The sequence below is a fragment of the Tenacibaculum piscium genome (assembly GCF_021390755.1).
Lineage (GTDB): Bacteria > Bacteroidota > Bacteroidia > Flavobacteriales > Flavobacteriaceae > Polaribacter > Polaribacter piscius.
Map to the genome: position 1 here is coordinate 1 of NZ_JAJGWR010000007.1, position 20,531 is coordinate 20,531.

13 protein-coding genes and 1 rRNA gene are annotated in these 20,531 nt (G+C 29.1%); 7 read left to right on the forward strand and 7 right to left on the reverse strand.

From position 1 onward, the window contains the following. The first annotated feature begins 19 nt into the window (after positions 1-19). Positions 20-128 (forward strand): 5S ribosomal RNA (gene rrf, locus L0U72_RS10535). A gap of 439 nt (positions 129-567) precedes the next feature. Here the strand turns inward: rrf and L0U72_RS10540 are convergent. After that, positions 568-2,793 carry a SulP family inorganic anion transporter gene (locus tag L0U72_RS10540; protein ID WP_233899135.1) on the reverse strand — a complete coding sequence of 742 codons (2,226 nt, stop codon included), beginning with the start codon at positions 2,791-2,793 and terminating at the stop codon, positions 568-570. Beyond that, entirely contained in the window at positions 2,794-3,621 is an 828-nt protein-coding gene (locus L0U72_RS10545; protein WP_233899139.1) for a universal stress protein, read from the reverse strand. 78 nt (positions 3,622-3,699) lie between these two features. Between L0U72_RS10545 and L0U72_RS10550 the strand changes: the two genes are divergently transcribed. After that, positions 3,700-5,523: a cation:proton antiporter gene (locus tag L0U72_RS10550; RefSeq protein WP_233897952.1), complete on the forward strand. Its 1,824-nt coding sequence runs from the start codon at positions 3,700-3,702 to the stop codon at positions 5,521-5,523. Here L0U72_RS10550 and dnaX read toward each other — a convergent pair. The 5 genes from dnaX to purB form a co-directional block, all read right to left on the reverse strand. Next, positions 5,512-7,245, reverse strand: a complete 1,734-nt coding sequence (dnaX, locus tag L0U72_RS10555) for a DNA polymerase III subunit gamma/tau (RefSeq protein WP_233899141.1) — start codon at positions 7,243-7,245, stop codon at positions 5,512-5,514. The genes L0U72_RS10550 and dnaX overlap by 12 nt on opposite strands. A gap of 110 nt (positions 7,246-7,355) precedes the next feature. Next, a complete protein-coding gene (locus tag L0U72_RS10560; protein ID WP_233899143.1) occupies positions 7,356-9,689 on the reverse strand; it encodes a TonB-dependent receptor in 2,334 nt (777 codons plus the stop codon). A 217-nt stretch (positions 9,690-9,906) separates the two neighbouring features. Next, positions 9,907-10,227: a hypothetical protein gene (locus tag L0U72_RS10565; protein WP_233885553.1), complete on the reverse strand. Its 321-nt coding sequence runs from the start codon at positions 10,225-10,227 to the stop codon at positions 9,907-9,909. A gap of 114 nt (positions 10,228-10,341) precedes the next feature. Further along, on the reverse strand, positions 10,342-10,761 hold the full coding sequence (locus tag L0U72_RS10570; protein WP_233885555.1) for a hypothetical protein: 420 nt from the start codon (positions 10,759-10,761) through the stop codon (positions 10,342-10,344). Continuing rightward, positions 10,761-12,104, reverse strand: coding sequence for an adenylosuccinate lyase (purB, locus tag L0U72_RS10575; protein ID WP_233899145.1), 1,344 nt, complete (start codon positions 12,102-12,104; stop codon positions 10,761-10,763). The genes L0U72_RS10570 and purB overlap by 1 nt, the downstream gene beginning before the upstream one ends. Before the next feature lie 216 nt (positions 12,105-12,320). Here purB and L0U72_RS10580 point away from each other — a divergent pair, with 216 nt between their 5' ends. The 5 genes from L0U72_RS10580 (at position 12,321) to L0U72_RS10600 (ending at position 20,509) form a co-directional block, all read left to right on the forward strand. Continuing rightward, positions 12,321-12,740: a group III truncated hemoglobin gene (locus tag L0U72_RS10580; protein WP_233899147.1), complete on the forward strand. Its 420-nt coding sequence runs from the start codon at positions 12,321-12,323 to the stop codon at positions 12,738-12,740. A gap of 64 nt (positions 12,741-12,804) precedes the next feature. Further along, positions 12,805-14,892: a VWA domain-containing protein gene (locus L0U72_RS10585; protein ID WP_233899149.1), complete on the forward strand. Its 2,088-nt coding sequence runs from the start codon at positions 12,805-12,807 to the stop codon at positions 14,890-14,892. A 75-nt stretch (positions 14,893-14,967) separates the two neighbouring features. Next, positions 14,968-15,363: an acyl-CoA thioesterase gene (locus tag L0U72_RS10590; RefSeq protein ID WP_101918242.1), complete on the forward strand. Its 396-nt coding sequence runs from the start codon at positions 14,968-14,970 to the stop codon at positions 15,361-15,363. Between the two features lie 77 nt (positions 15,364-15,440). Then, entirely contained in the window at positions 15,441-15,800 is a 360-nt protein-coding gene (locus tag L0U72_RS10595) for a hypothetical protein (RefSeq protein ID WP_145993236.1), read from the forward strand. 323 nt (positions 15,801-16,123) lie between these two features. Further along, the gene (locus tag L0U72_RS10600; RefSeq protein ID WP_233899151.1) at positions 16,124-20,509 is read left to right on the forward strand and encodes a CusA/CzcA family heavy metal efflux RND transporter; all 4,386 of its coding nucleotides are present in this window, start codon (positions 16,124-16,126) and stop codon (positions 20,507-20,509) included. Positions 20,510-20,531: the final 22 nt, after the last annotated feature.

A 20,531-nucleotide genomic window follows, 5' to 3' on the forward strand; every position in this document is an offset into this window, starting at 1 on the left:
GAAATATACTGAAACATTTTAAGGTGATTATCGCAATGGGGCTCACCTCTTTCCATCCCGAACAGAGAAGTTAAGCCCATTTGCGCCGATGGTACTGCCAATGGTGGGAGAGTAGGTCGTTGCCTTTCTTTTAAAACCTCAATCTTTCTAGCTAGATTGAGGTTTTTTTGTGCTAAATTGAAATGATTAAAGCCCTTTTTTAATATCTAAACGTTATGCTGAATTTATTTTAGCATCGTATAAAAACGAAGAACTACGTCAAATCAGAATGCAAAACTGAAATAAATTTAGGTTGACGGATTCTATTTCTTATTTTTCTCTGATATTTTTTTCAGATAAAATTTAAAACAGACTCTACTAATAATTACTACTACACGTTTACCTATCTGTTAAAAAGATTCTTTGAAATGACTGGATTTCATAAATAAAAACTAATTTATGAATTTACCGAAACTCAATAAATAGACTTAGCCCCGATTGAAGCTTTGTTTGAGCTCTTTTTTTGATTTTTCTTTAAAAAAAAGCGAGTGCGGAAAGCGGGAATAGCTTCTAATAAAAAATAACATTTTACTTACCAATAATATTTTTTAATCGAATACCAAAATCAGCTAATTTTTTAACCTCTTTAATTCCTGCCAATCTTTCAGATCCTATAACTAATAATCCATCATTAGTTCCCTCAATATGATAATACGTATTACTCTCAAAAAATAAAACAAGATCATCCGTGAAGAAACTTCTTATCTCAGTAGAATTTTTACCAGAAAGATAAAAACGTTTTGAAAAATCAGAATGGTTTTTAATATCAATATCCTTAAAACCAGAAAAATGATAAATGTATTCAAATATTCCTTCTTTATCTAAAGTAAATTCAGGAATATATTTATCAACATTAATATACATCATCGTAACTTTTATAATCTGTTTCGCTATTAATTCTCCCTCAGAAAATTCAACATCAAACAAAGTACAATTTCCATTCGATAATGTATTTGATATTTTACTAATATGACGTGTTTTAAAATATCCAAAATTATATATTTCATCAATAGAAAATTTTGGTGAAACAGTATAATTCCATTTTAAATCATTACAAATACGCTGTAAAGACTTTTGTCGCTTCGTTAAATTTTTTTGTGAATTTAATAATTTATCTTTTTCTAATAAAACTTCAGAAACCAAAAGAGGAGTGTTTTTACGCAAAGCAAATGGATGATTACTTCTTGTCTTATAACCATCTAAACCAATAACTTCAAAATGTCCTCCTTTACGCTTAAAAGTTTCAGCGTAATTATTAAGGTTTTCCATTACAGAATGATCAATAAAATCACATAAAGAAAAATCAATAATAGCTTCCTCACTTTCAGGAATCTGATCTAATTTCATTTTTAACTTCGTGAAATTTAAAAAACTAGAGAAATTTTTAACCGAAACGTAATATTTATCCTCTTCTTTAAACATTAAAACATTTGGTTTTAATAAATTACGAATAAAAAACATACTATTCTTTTTAATAATAATATGAATAATAAACGTAATAAAAATTCCAGCTAAAATTCCTGTAATCAAATTAGTAGTGATAGTAGTTAAAAGAGTTACTAAAAATATAATTAATTGCTCTTTACCAATTTTAAATACTTTTACAATATTTTCAGGAGATGCTAATTTATAACCTGTATATACCAATATCGCGGCTAAAGCAGGCAAAGGTATTTTTCGTAATTCACTAGCAAAAATTAAAATAAAAAATACTAAAAAAGATGCATGGAAAAAATTTGCAGAACGATTACTACCCTTATTATTTACATTTACCGAACTTCTAGCAATTACTGTAACAACATTTAATCCTCCTAAAAAACCACTAATTACAGTAGCCAAACCCAAAGCACGAATATCTTTATTTACATTCGAACGTCTTTTTAATATATCTAATTTATCAACAGCTTTAATACTTAATAAACTTTCGATACTTGCAATTAATGTAATCGAAATAACAGCATTTATAAATTCAAATTCATAAATTTTACCGAAATCAGGAAAAGCAAAATTAGATAAAACATCATCAGGTAATTCAATTAATAAACTTTTATCAATAGGGTATTCTAAAATAGAAAATAAATCAAAATAATAATACATTCCAACACTTAAAACAACAATCCACATAGGAGCAGGGATTAATTGAAAATATTTGTTGCGAATCTTACTGTAAAAAATCATGATTAATAAACTGATAACACCAACTAAACCAGCATAAAAAATACTTGTATCTGGTGTTTTTATAAAATCAAAAATTCCAGTAGGTATCTGTAAAATTAAATCAACAATACTTCCTTTTGCACTTAAATTCCCCAACATTACATGTATCTGTTTTGCGAAAATTCCAATTCCAATAGCCGCTAACATTCCTTGAATTGCTGAAGAAGGAAAATAATCACCTAAGGCACCCATCCGAAGAAAACCTAAAATAACCATAATAATTCCAGAGATAACAATTGCAGCAAGTGTATATAAATATCCTTGATGCATATCGCCAGCTCCTAGAGTTGTTATTGCGGCAAGCACAACGACCACTAATCCATTACCAGGACCTGTAATTGTTACATTAGAACCTCCTAAAATTGAAACAACTGTACCGCCAACCACCGCAGCTATAATTCCTGATATTGGAGGAGCTCCTGATGCTAAAGCCAACCCAAAACCTAAAGGAAGTGCAATTAATGATACAACAAAACCAGCAAAAATATTCTGCGGAATCTCACTTAAAAATGTTTTAAAGTGTTTTCTTTTTCCCATTTATTTAACAATTAAAACATCAGTTGGTAATTCGGATAAAATATATTCTAAATCATGTGGAAAAATTCGGTCTAAAATACCTGTCTTTTTACAGGAACTCATCACTAATAAATCCGCTCTTTTTACTTTCGCATAATGACCTATAGAATAGCCACTACGACCGAAAATACCTTGAGTTTTTATGATAATATCACTCGTATCTATATGTTCTAACATCTTGTTAACCCGTGCATCTTCACGTTTTTGCATCCGTTCTTTTGTTATTGTTGTTTTACGTAATGATACATCATCACTAACGTTTACTTTTAATGTTGCTTGATCAATTTCTTCAACAATTATTACTCTTTTACATGCTAATTTTTTTGAAAAATAAAATCCAGCTTTTATAGTTTCTTCTGTTTTTTCATCTTGCAAACCACTGATAACAATATGTTTACAAGGATGTCTTTCAATAGATGGTTTTATCAGTAATAATACCGAACAGAGAGCTTTACGAGTCAGTTTTCGAGCAATAGAACCTACATAATATTTGTATATTTTTTCTTTTTGCAAAGCACCGAGTATTAATAAATCGATGTTTTTGTGTACTGTCGTTTCTAAAATAACATCTACAGGTTTTCCTTCTTGCCAGATTACTTTTAATGGAAATTTTAAAGTAGGAACTTCACTTAATAAATTATTTAATTGCGTTTCTTTTTTAGTAGATTTTTCTCCAACATGCACGCCAAATAACTGCGCATTAAACATGTTTGACAATCGAATCGCTTCACATAAATTTGCTTTTAAATTAGGAGAAAAAGCAATACCAATAAGTATATTTTTTATCAAAGTATAAAAATTTAAACGTTCGAAGATATAATTTTATTGTTGTTTAAAAAAAAATTACTTTTACACAAAAAGATTTAGATGATAGAATTAGCAGGAATTATTATACTTGGAATTTTAGCACAATGGTTTGCATGGAAATTTAAAATTCCAGCCATATTACCTTTAATTTTAATAGGACTCCTTGTAGGTCCTATTGCTGCTGAATTTTTAAGCGAAGATGGAAGCAAATGGATAGAGCCAATTTGGAATGGTAAAAAAGGGCTTTTTCCTGGTCAAGGGTTATACTATTTTGTTTCATTATCGATAAGTATTATCCTTTTTGAGGGAGGATTAACACTCAGAAGAGATGAAATTAAAAATATTGGTCCCGTAATTACAAAGTTAATTACCCTAGGTTCTAGTATTACTTTTTTTGGAGCAGGAATTATAGCACATTATACTTTTGATTTAAGCTGGGAATTATCTTTTCTATTTTCAGGATTAATTATTGTAACAGGTCCTACGGTTATTACACCAATTTTAAGAAATATTCCTCTTAAAAAAGATGTATCAGCAGTTTTAAAATGGGAAGGAATTTTAATTGATCCTATTGGCGCATTAGTTGCTGTACTTGTTTTTGAATTTATTAGTGTTGGTGGAGGCGCAGGTTTTACACAAACAGCTTTATTAGAATTTTTAAAAATTATTTTATTTGGATCAACATTTGGATTTACTTTTGCACATGCTTTAATTTTTATCATTAATAAAAAATGGGTTCCTCATTATTTATTAAATGTAGTATCGCTGTCTGCTGTACTTTTGGTTTTTGTACTCTCAGAGTTATTTGCGCATGAATCAGGCTTATTAGCGGTTGTCGTAATGGGAATGGTATTAGGAAATAGCAAGTTGAAAAACTTAAAAGAAATACTTTATTTTAAAGAATCATTAAGTGTTCTCTTAATTTCAATCTTATTTATTTTGCTGGCTGCAAATATGGATATTAAAGAGTTAATGTTATTATATCGATGGGAAACAGTACTCCTTTTTACACTGATAGTATTTGTAATTAGACCATTGGCAGTGTTTATAAGTACTTATAAATCAAACTTAAAAGTAAACGAAAAACTTTTTATAAGTTGGGTAGGTCCAAGAGGTATTGTGGCTGCTGGTATCGCTTCATTATTTGGGAGTAAATTACTTAAAGAAGGTGTCGAAGGAGCAGAATACATAACTCCACTTGTTTTTATGGTTGTCCTAGGAACGGTATTATTAAATGCAACTACCGCAAGATTCTTTGCTAAAGCTGTAGGAGTCTTTTTAAAACGTTCTAACGCTATTATGATTATTGGTGCTTCGGATCTTGCAATTCTTATAGCGGTATATCTAAATGAAAATAATAGGAGAGTAGTTGTAATAGATTCGAATAAAGACAATATAGAAAAAGCTAAAAATAAGGGTTTAGAAGCTTTTGAAGCTAATATTTATGATGATGAATTAACCAATAATATAGAACTTAATGATGTTGGTTATTTACTCGCCTTAACAGGTAGTGATTCAATTAATAAACATACGATATCAAATTTTTCATCTGTTTTTGGAGAGCAAGGTGCTTATCGTTTGGCAAGTTCACAAGAAGTAATTACCAAAGAATACGAAAATAAGGAACAATTATTTACTGTTCACGATGATTATTTAAACTTAATGGAAGCCGTAAGAGAGTTTCCTGAAATTAATGAAACTCCTGTTAATTCTATTGAAGAATATAAAGAAAAAATCAGTAAAATTTATGCTGAATTAAAATCGACACCTATTTTTGTGAAAAATAAAAATAATGAAATCTTATTAATTGCGGAGTTTGAAAAAAATACTACAATAATCGAAGATTGGAAATTAGTTTATATCGGTAAAAGATTAAAGATCTAAACCAAAGATATTTTTTAATTTTTCTATTAATGGATTTTTCTCTTTTAATTTTGCGTATTTTTCTTGAGGAGTGTAGGCAAACTTTTTTTCAGAAACTTCATTGATTATAATTTCGATAGTAATTCCATAATTATTTAATTTTTCACGTAAAAACTTTGTAAGTTTTGGTTTCACACGTTCTAATTGAATTTTCATTAAATCATTAGGAAGTGAAAAAAGAATTATAAAGTTTTTTGTGTTTTTTGATAATTGTGGTTCACTAGAAGATAAAACGGCAGAAATACTACGTTCTCCAAGTTTTTGTATTTCTAAAGAATAGGTATTCCACGCATTTTTAAGTTGTTGTTGGGTAAAAATTGTTCTTGGATGATTTTCGAAATTTTCATCAATATCTAAGGACGTTTTAACCGTTGTTTTTTGATGAATACTTTTCAACGATAATGCTGATGAACGTCGTTTTATATCTTTTATAAAAGGTTTTGATGGAGTTGTAGCTGTTTTTTTTACTACATTTTCTATTTTAACTGGTTTTACTACGGATGAATTAATTTCATCCGTATTTTTTATATTATTTTTTGTTACTTTTTTTATTGTTGGAGATAAAGAAGTAAAAAAAGTAGCTGGAATTATGTAGTTGCTAGATTTTTTTTTTGCTCCATCAAAATTGATAGAGGCTATTTTCATTAATGTTAATTCCACCAGCAATCGTTGATTTTTACTACCTCGATATTTTAAATCACAATCATTTGCTTTATCAATCGCGGGAAGTAAAAATTGCATGGTTGCTTTCTTTGATTGCTCAAAGTATTTTTTCTTAATTGAATCACCAACTTCTAACAAAGTAATTGTTGCAGCATCTTTAGCTACTAATAAATCTCTAAAATGAGATGCTAATCCGTTTATAAAATGATGTCCTTCAAAACCTTTGCTTAAAACATCATTAAAAGCCATTAAAACTTGCGGAATTTTTTGTTCAATTAGTAAATCAGTAATGTTAAAATATACTTCATAATCTAAGACATTTAAATTTTGAGTAACGGCTTCACGTGTTAAATTTTTCCCCGAAAAACTAATGACTCTATCAAAAATAGACAAAGCATCACGCATAGCACCATCTGCTTTTTGAGCGATAATATGTAACGCATCATCATCAGCGGTAATATTTTCTTTGATACAAATGGTTTTTAAATATTCTTTTGCATCTAAAACACCAATGCGTTTAAAATCAAAAATTTGACAACGAGATAATATCGTAGGAATAATTTTATATTTTTCTGTCGTTGCTAAAATAAAAATAGCGTGGGCAGGTGGCTCTTCTAACGTTTTTAAAAAGGCGTTAAAAGCCGCTTGAGAAAGCATGTGAACTTCATCAATAATATACACTTTATATTTTCCTGTTTGCGGCGGAATACGAACTTGATCCGTTAAATTTCGGATATCATCGACAGAATTATTGGAAGCTGCATCTAACTCAAAAATATTAAAGGCAAAATCTTCATCAGGATTTATAACATTTTCTTGACTTTGATGATTTATTTGTTTTGCTAAAATACGCGCACACGAAGTTTTACCAACGCCTCGAGGACCTGTAAATAATAAGGCTTGTGCTAAATGATTATTTTTTATAGCATTTTCTAACGTATTTGTTATCGCCTTTTGCCCAACGACATCTTCAAAAACTTGAGGACGATATTTACGCGCTGATACTATAAAATGTTCCATTTAATTGCTCCTTTTTATACTCACAAAAATAGAAAAACTCCGCTATAATAGCGGAGTTTTTTACATTTATTTAGAATAAATTATTAAATTTAAGCTGATGTTTAAAAAAATTAAATAGTAAAATCAATTCCAAAAACAATATTTCTACCAGAATTTAAAATAGCGTCTGATTTTAAACGAGATAAATGATTTATATATTTTTTATCGAAGATATTTTTAACAGTAACGGAAGTTCTAAATTTATATTTATTGATAAAAATATTACCACCAATGCCAAAATTAACCAAACTATAGCCAGGTGTTTTTGTTTCAAAAGAGCTTATGTTTTTTTGTTCAAAAGAAGAATGAATGCTTAATGAAGTATATCCATTTTGTAACCATTTAGTGTTTAAAAATTCGGTTCTAAGCGTATTTTTTAACGTGTTTGCAGGAATTAATGGCAAATACGTATTTTCATTTTTCGTATTATCTCGTTTACCGATAACGGTTTCAAAACTACTTTCTAAATGCAACCAATCTAAAGGGTGTGGATGTAAATGAACTCCAAATTCACCACCGTATAATTTAGCATCTTCTTGTAAATAGGTATAAACAGGTGCTTCATCTTCAATTTTACCCGTTGGCGATAGATAAATATAATCATTTATTTTATTATAAAATCCGTTTGCAAAAACTTCAAAATGTTTCGATTTATAATCAAAAGAAATATCTAATTGCACATTTTTTTCATTGGATAAATTATTATTTCCTTCTTCAAATCGATTCGTTCCGTGATGAACGCCGTTTGATGTTAATTCGGCTAAATTTGGTGCTCTAAAACCGTTAGCGATATTAATACGGGTATTTATTTCTTTAAAAAGTAAGGTTTTAAAACCTAAAGATGCAGTAAAACTATTAAATTGTTTATCTATTGGATTAAAAACATGCACTTCATCTTCATGTTTAATTTCATGTTTTTCGGTTTTTATAGCTCTATTATCGAAACGAATTCCTCCTTGTAGTTTAGTGGTTTCGTTTACATCAAAATTAGCGGTTGTAAAAACACCAAAATCATTAATAGTTGCATCAGGAATTAATAATTCTTCACCAAAATTAGTGTTTGTTTGATGCAAACCTTGTGTTCCTAAAAGAATTTCAAAATTTTTCATTTTAGGAAAATGATATTTCAAATTATAGCTAAATGTTTTTAGCTCCATATTTAAGGCCGGCTCATTATTTACGTGTTCGTCATGCTCCTCATGGTCATCGTGTTCGTCGTGGTCATGATCTTCGTGATTCGCATGGTCATCATCATGGTCATCGTGTTCATCTTCATGATGTTCGTGTTCATCTTCAAATTCTTTTCTACTATTGATTGTATATCCTAAATCGATATCTAATTTTGAAGCATTAAAAAAAATGTGATTATGCAAACTTATAATATGATTATTAATATCTTGATACGGTTTTTCGAAACTCGTTTCTTTGGTTTGCGTGCCAATTCCTTCTGTTAAACCTAATTTTGAGTTATTAAAATTATAACGTAATTCTGAAAAAAAGTTTTTTTGATGAAAACCAACGCCTACTTTTAAATCTTTTTCTTTAAAACGAGTATTAGTAACACGATATGATGGTGTTTTATAATCGGAATGAATTCCATGAGTTCCACGGGCTAAAAATTGCCAGTTTTTAAGAGATGATTTAACACCTAGCGACACATTACTACCCATAGTATTGCTAAAATAACGCTGATTAACATTGATTTTAGTGGTATTTTCTGATGCAAATTTTTCTGGTTGAATATATAAAACTCCTCCTAAAGCATCAGAACCATAAAGGAGCGATGCAGGTCCTTTTATAACTTCAATTCCTTGAATACCTGCCTCATTAATACCTAAGCCGTGTTCACCACCAAATTGTTGATTTTCTAATCGAATTCCTTGTGTGTACACTAAAACACGGTTACCACTTAAACCTCTAATTACAGGTTTTCCAATAGATGCACCTGTCGATATTTGAGAAACTCCAGCAATATTTGTAATTCCTTCGGATAAAGTAATAGCACCTGTTTTATGCAATGCTTTTGCCGACAACCGCTCGACTTTCATTACATTTTCAGATTGTAATTTATTAAAAGGCGTAGAAATAATTATTTCATCAATTTTAAAAATAGCTTCTTCTAACGAAGGATTAAATGTTTGATTTTCATTATTAAAAATAAACTCTTTTGAAATGTTTTTAAAGCCTAAATAATTAAATGTAATGGTTATTTTTCCGTTCGGAATAGTATTAAAAGTATAGTTTCCTTGCGCATCCGAAGTAACTCCTTTATGTAATTGTTCGGCATAAATTTCAACGCCTAATAAAGGAGTTTTATTGATATCTGTAATTTTTCCTGATAGGCTATTTTGTGCGTACGAGTTTGACATCCCTATTAAAAATAGGAAAAATATAATTTTTTTCATTAAATGTTTTTTATAAATATTTTTTACTGATAAACCCTTTATAAGTCAAATAATTATTCATTATTAAAATCATTTAAAATCATTATAAAGTGTTGTAAAGTGTTGTAAATGGTGTAATATGTAATAATGAAGCATCATTTTACTTTTTTTTTGAATTTAAAAATCAAAAAAGAAGCAAAATCAAGTTCAAAAAACTAGATTACATAAAAAGACTATTTTAAACAGTAAAATAGGGCGGACCTCTGGTAAGTTTTTTATCCGTATAAACAACCGAAATTACTTGTGGTTGCTCATTATATTGCTTTTTGTAAAAATGTTGAGGAATTACAGCATACTTTGAAATCGCCGTATATGAAAATATTTGAAGATGAAAATCATCTAACGAACAATCTAATTCTTGTTCGTGAAAATGATGCTCATCAGTACTGGTACAAACAGTATGTTTATGGTTCTCAAAAGTATGCGCAAGTTGTATTACTGACGGAAGCAGTAATAGCAACAAACTAAAAAAGGCGATATGTTTTTTAAAACGATACATTAAGTTTGCAAATGTAATAAAAAAATAAAGACCTGAGAGTTACGTATAACTATTCAGGTCTTTAAAAAATCAAAAATAATAAATTCAATAAATTTTTTACTGATTTTATCTAATTTATTCTTTTATATAAACTGTTCCGTTTTGTTTGAAATTTGAATATCCAATTTTGGCGGTAAAGCTATAAGAAGTATCCGTAACTTTTGTTATTTGTACAAAAATAGGATCTTTATCCAAATCAGTTTTTGGACTTTTCATTCGCAATGAATAGGCGAAATTATTTTTCCATTTGATAAAAAGCGTATCAATATGTTTTTCTTGCTTTTCCGTAACTGAACCATCAGCAGAAGAAACACTTATTTTTTTAGTGTATTCTTCAATTTGTAAACTATCGGTTCTCACAATCGTTGTTGCACCGTAGTTGTCGCTTCCTGGAATTTGAAAAGTTCCATATTTAAAACGCGTAGGATTTCCTTTTTTTTCAGGAGTACACGAATAAACCAAAAAAATGACTAAAAAAATAAGTGAATATCTCATTAAATTCCGGTGTAATTAGCGGGTGTAATTGCTTTTAATTCTTCTTTAATTTCTGATGAAACTTCTAAAGTATCAATAAAATTAGCAATTGATTTTTGATTGATTTTTTCATTCGTACGCGTTAATCCTTTTAAAGCTTCGTAAGGATTCGGATACGCTTCACGACGTAAAATTGTTTGAATAGCTTCGGCAACAACTGCCCAGTTATTTTCTAAATCTTCGGCAAATTTCGATTCGTTTAATAATAACTTATTCAATCCTTTTAAAGTAGATGAAAAAGCAATTAACGTATGTCCGAAAGGAACTCCTACGTTACGTAAAACCGTACTGTCGGTTAAATCACGTTGTAATCTTGAAAGTGGTAATTTTGCTGATAAATGTTCAAAAATAGCATTTGCTAAGCCTAAATTTCCTTCAGAATTTTCAAAATCGATAGGATTTACTTTATGTGGCATTGCTGATGAACCAACTTCTCCTTCTTTAATTTTTTGCTTGAAATAATCGTTAGAAACGTAGGTCCAAACATCTCTATCTAAATCAATTAAAATAGTATTGATACGTTTTAAACCGTCATATAAAGCCGCCATGTGGTCGTAATGCTCTATTTGAGTTGTTGGAAAAGAATGGTGTAAACCTAAAATATCTTCTACAAAATGCGTTCCAAAATTTTTCCAATCAATATCTTTATACGCTACTTTATGTGCGTTAAAATTACCTGTTGCTCCACCAAATTTAGCAGCGTGAGGCGTGTGTTGAATATGAATTGCTTGGTTGTTAATTCGCTCTACAAAAACAAAAAATTCTTTTCCTAAACGAGTAGGAGAAGCTGGTTGTCCGTGCGTACGTGCTAACATTGGAATATCGTCCCATTCTTCGGCTAAATCAGCTAATTTAGAAACCAATTCATCTAAAGCAGGATAATAAACTTCATCCATCGCATCTTTAATAGATAATGGAATTGCCGTATTATTAATGTCTTGAGAAGTTAATCCGAAGTGAATAAATTCCTTGTATTTATTCAAGCTTAACTTGTCAAATTCTTCTTTGATAAAATATTCAACCGCTTTTACATCATGATTTGTAATCGCTTCAATATCTTTAATTTTCTGTGCATTTTCCGTAGAAAAATCCTCATAAATTTTACGTAAATTAGGATATAATTCTTTGTTGAAATCGGCTAATTGTGGCAACGGAATTTCACATAAAGCGATAAAATATTCAATTTCAACTTTTACTCTATATTTAATTAAAGCTTCTTCAGAAAAATAGTTTGCTAAATTGGCTATTTTATTACGGTATCTACCATCAATAGGAGAAATGGCGTTTAATTGTGTTAAGCTCATGATTTGTGCTATTTTATGTAATTTTGTTGTGAATTTGTTGTGTTGTTTGGCAAAAATAGAAAATACTATTCTTTTTTAACGGATTATAATTGATTAATAATCGTATTATTTTGGTATTCTTTTTATTTGTGAAATAAAAATTATGACACTTGTCATAGAATAATATCATATAAAAAGATATTTTTGTATTTTATTAAATAGAAATTTAAGAAAATAATGAATAGTAAAATAGATACAAAAGAAATTGAAAATAGAGAAGATGTTTATTTATTAGTATCAACTTTTTATGATAAAATTAAAGAAGATGATTTTATTGGGCATATTTTTTTAAAAACAATTCCTACGGATGCTTGGGATGCTCATTTAGAAAAATTAACTGATTTTTGGGAATCGAATCTTTTTTTCGTTCGAAAATTTAAAGGAAATCCGATGAAAGCCCACAAAGATTTAGATGCTCATTTTAATCACAGTATTTCACAAGAGCATTTTGGAAGATGGTTGCTTTTATGGTTTGAAACATTAGATGAAAATTTTCATGGCAATAAAGCCAACGAAGCCAAAGAACGTGCTAGAAACATCGCTTCTATGTTGTTTTTTAAAATGTTTGAAGATAAACCGAAAGAAACTAATTCATAATAAAATAAGTGAATCTATTTTTATTTGATAGCTTTTTTTATCTTCACAAATTAAAATATTTTTTGTGGAAAAAATAACTATCATTTATATTGTTTTAGCTGTTTTATTGAGTGTAGCAATCGCTTATTTTCAATATTTCTACAAAACAACATCGAAATTTAGCTTAAAACTTAAAAGAAAAACGCTTCTTTTTGCTCTAAAAGCATTGAGCTTATTTTTACTGTTTTTATTATTGATAAATCCTGAAATAAAAACCGTTGAAACTCAAAATATAAAACCTGTTTTAACTATTTTAGTTGATAATTCATCATCAATAAAATATTTTAACGAAGACAAAAAAGTTAAAAATATCATTCAGAAAATAAAAAAATCTGAAAAAATAAACAATAAATTTGACGTTGAATCTTTTTATTTTGATGAAAAAACGGCTGTTTTAATTGCTGATAGTTTAAATTTTTCAGGAACTCAAACAGCTATTTATCAAGCAATAAATTCGGTTAATGAATTGCAAAAAGAACGTTTAAATGCAACTGTTTTAATTACTGATGGAAATCAAACCAAAGGAAATGAGTATCAATATGTAACATCAAAAAACAAGATTTTTCCCGTTGTTGTAGGCGATACTACTTTATATAAAGATTTACAAATATCGCAGGTAAACGTAAATAAATACAGTTATATAAAAAATAAATTTCCTGTTGAAACATTACTATATTATCAAGGAGAATTTAACGGAAAAGAAACTGTAAACGCTACTTTTTCAATTACACATCAAGGAAAAAAAGTATTTTCTAAGAAAGTAGCCTTTTCAGCAGAAAATCCTACAAAAACAATTACCACTACTTTAACTTCGGATAAAAAAGGAATTCAATATTATAAAACTTCGATTAGTAAAATTGAAAACGAAAAAAACACCAAAAATAATTACAAAAATTTTTCAGTAGAAGTAATTGACGAGCAAACAAAAGTATTAATTTTAAGCACTTTTTTGCATCCTGATATAGGAGCGATTAAAAAATCAATAGAAAGTAATAAGCAACGAAAGGTTGATATCGCTTTTATAAATGATAAAAATATTAAATATAATGACTATCAGTTTTTTGTTTTTTATCAGCCAAATAGTTCTTTTAAAAAGGTTTTTGAAAAAGTAACATCTAATTATTTAATCGTTTCAGGAACAAAAACTGATTGGAATTTTTTAAACACACAGAATTTAGGCGTTCAAAAAGAAGCAATTAAGCAATCTGAAAATTATACGGCACTTTACAACGCTAATTTTTTACCTTTTTTACAAAAAGATATCAATTTTAATAATTTTCCGCCACTAAAAGATGTTTTTGGAGAGGTAACAATAACAGGCGATGCACAGATTTTATTGCATCAAAAATATGCAGGTTTTAAAACCAAAGAACCCTTATTAGCAACTTTCGAAAACTTTCAAAATAAAAATTATGAAACTGAAAAATTGGCAAAAACCAATCAAAAACAGGCTGTTTTATTTGGTGAAGGAATCTGGAAATGGCGTTCAGCTAGTTTTTTAGAAGCACAAGGATTTGAAAATTTTGATGCTTTTTTAGGCAATTTAGTACAATATTTAGCATCTAACAAAAAAAGAAAAAGACTCGATGTAAAAAGTAAATCATCGTATTCACAAAATGAATACGTAACAATTTCAGCATTTTATGTTAACGAAAATTATACCTTTGACAACAGGGTGTCACTAGAAATAACGATTACAAACAGCCAAACAAAGCATCAAAAAATACTGCCTTTTTCATTGGTCAATAATTCGTATCAAGTTTCAATTTCTGACCTTTCTTCTGGCGATTATTCATATAAAGTTGCTGTAAAAAATCAGAAAATAAACAGCTACGGAAAATTTAAAATTACCGAGTTTAATATAGAAGAGCAGTTTGTAAATGCCAATGATCAAAAACTACATCAATTAGCCTTAAAAACAGCAGGAAAATTAATATATCCTGATAAAATAAATACTTTAATTACTCAATTATCCGAAGATAAAACCTATTATACTACTCAAAAATCAATCACAAAAAAAGAAAATTTACTAGATTGGAAATGGATATTATCTTTAATCGTTGTTTTACTTTCTGTAGAATGGTTTATCAGAAAATTTGATGGCAAAATATAAAAAACAAATTGCTTTTAATTGTGTAACTTAGCATTGTTCCTGTAATTTGTATAAAATAACTAAAACTAAAAAAACATGAAGTTTCACACAAGAAAATGGATAAAACCAGAAGATTTAAACCCAAACGGTACTTTATTTGGCGGTCGATTATTACAATGGATCGATGAAGAATTAGGAATTTATGCTATTATTCAATTAGAAATACCTCGAACAGTTACTAAATTTATGTCTGAAATAGATTTTGTAAGTTCGGCTAAACAAGGCGATATTATTGAAATTGGTATTGAAATTGTTAAATTTGGAAACACCTCAATTACTTTACATTGTCAAGTACGTAACAAACTGACGCATAAAAAAATTATTGGAATTGATAAAATTGTAATGGTTACTTTAGATGAAAATGGAACGCCAATGGCTCACGGAAAAACGAAAGTTGAATATGTTAAAGACCGATTAAATCCGATTAAATAAATAATCTAATTACTTTTTTTATATATTTGTCATTTAGTATTCTTTTATTATTTCTGAAATAAAAATAAGTAAATCATTTGAAAATTATTAGCATCCTCATATTAATATTATTACTGTTTGTGCCTCCTGTTCAGGTGCATTCGGATGCTATTATTTTTAATGATGGTAATGTAATAGTTAATGATGGCGATGTAATTCACCATATTAACACGATGGACTATGCGCATTCTGAAACGCATCATAAAAACAATACCGAAGAAGAAAGCAAGGAACACCATCATATTTGTATTTTTTCAGGTATTTCAAGTGCTATTATTACGGAGGAATTTAATTTTAAAATTGTTACATTCTTTCAAGAATACTCGAAAATTCATTTTCATAAAGTGTTAAATACCGCTAGTTATTTAGCCCAACTTTTTCATCCTCCAATAGTTTAATTCTTTTTTTATTATTCGATAATCGTATTATTTCAGCTGTTTAAAACAGTCGAAATGATATTATTATTTCGTGTAAATTTTTATCATTTTCATTTATTTTTATTGACTTTCTTTGAAGCAATTTCCCGCTTTCCGCACTCGCTCTTTTTTGAAAAAAATCAAAAAAGGAGCTCAAACAATTGCTACAATCGGGGCTAGGCATATCGGTATTCAACATTATTTAGAATATTAATTCATAAGAAGTTATATCAATATAAAAATAAATTACAGGTGATAAATTACACTTCAAAATTTTTAAAAATCAAGAATTAAATACATCAAAAATGTTAGATAACATTATAAAATTTTCAATTAAAAACAAATTGATTATTGGCGCTTTTGTATTGGTGTTAATTGGTTGGGGAATTTATTCGCTAAAACAATTACCGATCGATGCAGTGCCAGATATTACCAATAATCAGGTGCAAATTATTACTTCGGCACCCTCACAATCGGCACAAGATATTGAACGATTAGTAACATTTCCTATCGAAATGACCATGTCTAGTATTCCTGATATTGAAGAAGTTCGTTCTTTTTCTCGTTTCGGACTAAGCGTGGTTACTATTGTTTTTAAAGACGATGTCGATATTTATTGGGCAAGGCAACAAATTAGCGAACGCTTAAACGAAGCAAAAAGCAATATTCCAGACGGAGTTGGTTCGCCCGAAATGGCGCCTGTAACTACTGGTTTAGGAGAAATTTATCAATATACATTATTTGCAAAAAAAGGTTTTAAAGAAAAGTTTCCTATTATGGAATTACGTTCTCTTCAAGATTGGGTTGTTCGTCGTCAATTATTAGGAATCGAAGGAATTGCAGACGTAAGTAGTTTTGGTGGTTTTTTAAAACAATATGAAGTTGCTTTACAACCCGAAAGATTGCAAACATTGGGTGTAAGTGTTAACGAAGTTTTAGAGGCTTTATCTAAAAACAATCAAAATACAGGAGGTGCTTATATTGATAAAAATCCGAAAGCATATTTTATAAGAAGCCAAGGATTAATTCAAACACCTGAAGATATTCAGAATATTGTTATTAAAAATACCCTAAATGGTACGCCAGTTTTAATTAAAGATATCGGAAAAGTACAATTAGGAAGTGCCATCAGATACGGCGCAATGACCAGAAATGGCGAAGGCGAAGTTGTCGGTGGAATTGTAATGATGCTAAAAGACGCAAACTCATCAAAAGTAATAAAGCGTGTAAAAGAGCGAATTGCGCAAATACAAAAAAATTTACCCGAAGGTGTTGTAATCGAACCTTTTTTAGATAGAACAAAATTAGTTGATAAAGCAATCAGTACGGTATCCACCAATTTAATTGAAGGCGCTTTAATTGTAGTTCTTATTTTGGTATTATTATTAGGAAATTTACGTGCGGGTTTAATTGTTGCATCTGTAATTCCGCTGGCAATGTTATTTGCAATTATATTGATGAATCTTTTTGGAGTTTCAGGAAACTTAATGAGTTTAGGAGCCATTGATTTTGGAATTATAGTTGATGGTTCGGTGATTATTGTGGAAGCAACATTGCATTATTTAGTGCTAAAAAAATCAGGAAAAAAATTAACGCAATCCGAAATGGATGAAGAAGTATATCAATCAGCTTCAAAAATTAGAACGAGTGCGGCCTTTGGAGAAATCATTATTTTAATTGTATATCTTCCTATTTTGGCGTTAGTCGGTATTGAAGGGAAAATGTTTAAACCGATGGCGATAACCGTAAGTTTTGCCATTTTAGGGGCTTTTATTTTATCATTAACATATGTTCCGATGATTAGTGCCTTGTTTTTAAAGAAAACAATTAGACATCATAATGACAAAAAAAATATTTCTGATAAAATAATAGGTGCATTACAAAATGTTTATACACCTGTATTGGAATTTGTTTTAAGTTATAAAAAATCAGTACTTATTGGCGCTGTACTTGTTTTTATAGTAAGTCTTTTTACCTTTAAAAATATGGGTTCTGAATTTATTCCATCTTTAGATGAAGGAGATTTAGCCGTGCAAGCAACGGTTTCTACAGGAAGTTCATTATCATATACGATTGATGTGACAAATAAATCTTCAAAATTATTATTAAAAGAATTTCCAGATGAAATTGAACAAATTGTAAGTAGAATTGGTTCATCAGAAATACCTACAGATCCAATGCCTGTTGAAGTTGCGGATATTATTATCATCTTAAAAGATAAAAATGATTGGACAAAAGCAAGCAGTAAAGACGAGTTAACCGAAAAAATGAATCATTTATTAGATGAAAATATGTTAGGTGTTAATTACGGATTTCAGCAGCCTATACAAATGCGTTTTAATGAATTGATGACAGGAGCAAGACAAGATGTTGTCTTAAAAATTTACGGAGAAAATTTAGATAAATTAGTAAAATACGCAAATGAATTAGGTGAAATTATTCCTGATATAGCTGGTGCTCAAGATTTGTATATCGAAAAAATGACAGGTTTAAAGCAAATAGTTATCGATTACAAAAGAAATCAATTAGCCTTATATGGCTTAAATATTTCTGATGTAAATACGGCTGTAAATACCGCTTTTGCTGGGCAAAGCGCAGGTTCAGTGTATGAAGGCGAACAACGTTATGATTTGGTTGTTAGAATGAATAAACAAAATAGAGCGAGTATTCAAGATATTCGTAAACTGTATGTAACGACATCAAATGGATCACAAATTCCGTTAGAAAATGTTGCTGATGTAAGCTTTAAAACAGGACCAAATCAAATACAAAGAGATGACGCAAAACGAAGAATAACAGTCGGTTTTAACGTTCGAGGGCGTGATGTAGCAAGTATTGTTGCTGAATTACAAGCTAAAGTTAGTGAAAAAATACAATTCGATACAGGATATTATATCACCTACGGTGGAACTTTTAAAAATTTGGAAGAAGCACGTACACGATTAGGAATTGCAGTTCCTGTTGCCTTATTATTGATCTTTTTATTATTGTATTTTACTTTTAAATCGATTAAACAAAGTTTCTTAATTTATACGGCAATTCCAATGTCGGCAATTGGTGGAATTTTCGCTTTATGGTTTAGAGATATGCCTTTTTCAATATCCGCAGGAATAGGATTTATAGCCTTATTTGGTGTCGCTGTTTTAAACGGAATTGTATTAATTGCCGAATTCAATCGTTTAAAAGAAGCTGGAATGACGGATATAAAAGAAATTATAAAAAAAGGAACTTCTGTTCGATTACGTCCCGTAATTATGACGGCAATGGTAGCATCATTAGGTTTTTTACCGATGGCAATTTCAGCATCAGCAGGAGCAGAGGTTCAAAAACCATTGGCAACCGTGGTGATTGGCGGTTTAATATCAGCAACCTTATTAACTTTATTAATTTTACCAGTTTTATATCTGTTTTCTGAAAGTAAATCAGGAAATAAAACAGCTAAATCAATGAAAATAAACTCAAAAATACTCAGCTTATTATTTATAGTAACGGGAAGTTTATGTATTCAGGCACAAGAAAATACACAAGAAATAATACAAATAAATATTCAGAAAAATCCTCAGAAATTAAGCGAGCAAGACGCAATTAATATCGCTTTAAAAAAATCAGTAGCTCGTTATAAATCAACTTTAAATATCGCTAAAAATAAAGCAGGGATTGCAAGTGCAATTACTTTAGATCCTATTGCTGTAAAATATCAAGATGTTGGAGTTAGTACTGGTTTATCAGAAAAAGAATGGTCGGCTACTCAAAATTTCGGAGCTGTTTTAACACATCTTCAAAAAAGAAAATTAGCGATTGCAAAACATGAATTAGCCATTTTAGAAAATGATATTTCAAGAAAAGAAACGATTCGAACTGCTAGAAGTTTATATCAGCAATGGCATTATTTATATGGACTTATTTCATTACTTGAAGAACAAACTAAAAATAGTAATCTGATAAAAAGTATTTCTAATAAATTATACGATGCAGGAGAAATAGGAGGCTTAGAAAATGATTTAACAATCTTACAATCGTTAGATATTCAATCTAAAAAAAGCACTATTTACAAGGATTTTATACAGATAGAAAATAAACTAAAAGAAGTATTACAATTGAAAAACTTGATAGTTCCTGAAACAAAATTCCCTATAAAAAAGCTAGTTTCACTTCAAAATAAGAACGAAAAAGATAGCATTTCAACAGCCTTTTTAGAAATTTTATCTAAAAGAGAAAAAGTAGCTCAAAAGAATATTTCAGTAGCAAAATCATCTTATTTCCCAGAGATAACCGCAGGGATTATCAATAGAAAAACAGGAAACTTAACCGATTATACAGGTTTTAATATCGGTTTAAATGTTCCTATTTCATTTTGGGCTAACAATGCTAAAATTAAACAGCAAAAAATAATATCCGAAGAAATAGCTTTTGAAAATGACGCGCGTAAAATAGCAATTCAGAATAATTTTAAAAGTTTACAAGAACAATTAACGTATTTAAAAACGGAATTAATTCCTATTGATACAATGAAAATAAAGGCTGAAAAATTTATCAAAAAACTAAAAATAGCCTATACAACTGGCGAAATAGATGCGTATCAATATAATCAAAGTTTTAATACTTATTTTCAGGTGATGCAAAATTATTTGTTATTGATTCATAATTATAATCAAACAGTAATTAGCTACGAGTTTTACACAAAAAAATAATTAAAAATTAAAAAATACCCGA

Bases quoted from the DNA above. Each gene is read 5' to 3' on its own strand.
- L0U72_RS10540 (WP_233899135.1), bottom strand. From the start codon at position 2,793: ATGGGAAAAAGAAAACACTTTAAAACATTTTTAAGTGAGATTCCGCAG.
- L0U72_RS10550 (WP_233897952.1), top strand. From the start codon at position 3,700: ATGATAGAATTAGCAGGAATTATTATACTTGGAATTTTAGCACAATGG.
- dnaX (WP_233899141.1), bottom strand. From the start codon at position 7,245: ATGGAACATTTTATAGTATCAGCGCGTAAATATCGTCCTCAAGTTTTT.
- L0U72_RS10560 (WP_233899143.1), bottom strand. From the start codon at position 9,689: ATGAAAAAAATTATATTTTTCCTATTTTTAATAGGGATGTCAAACTCG.
- L0U72_RS10565 (WP_233885553.1), bottom strand. From the start codon at position 10,227: ATGTATCGTTTTAAAAAACATATCGCCTTTTTTAGTTTGTTGCTATTA.
- L0U72_RS10570 (WP_233885555.1), bottom strand. From the start codon at position 10,761: ATGAGATATTCACTTATTTTTTTAGTCATTTTTTTGGTTTATTCGTGT.
- purB (WP_233899145.1), bottom strand. From the start codon at position 12,104: ATGAGCTTAACACAATTAAACGCCATTTCTCCTATTGATGGTAGATAC.
- L0U72_RS10580 (WP_233899147.1), top strand. From the start codon at position 12,321: ATGAATAGTAAAATAGATACAAAAGAAATTGAAAATAGAGAAGATGTT.
- L0U72_RS10590 (WP_101918242.1), top strand. From the start codon at position 14,968: ATGAAGTTTCACACAAGAAAATGGATAAAACCAGAAGATTTAAACCCA.
- L0U72_RS10600 (WP_233899151.1), top strand. From the start codon at position 16,124: ATGTTAGATAACATTATAAAATTTTCAATTAAAAACAAATTGATTATT.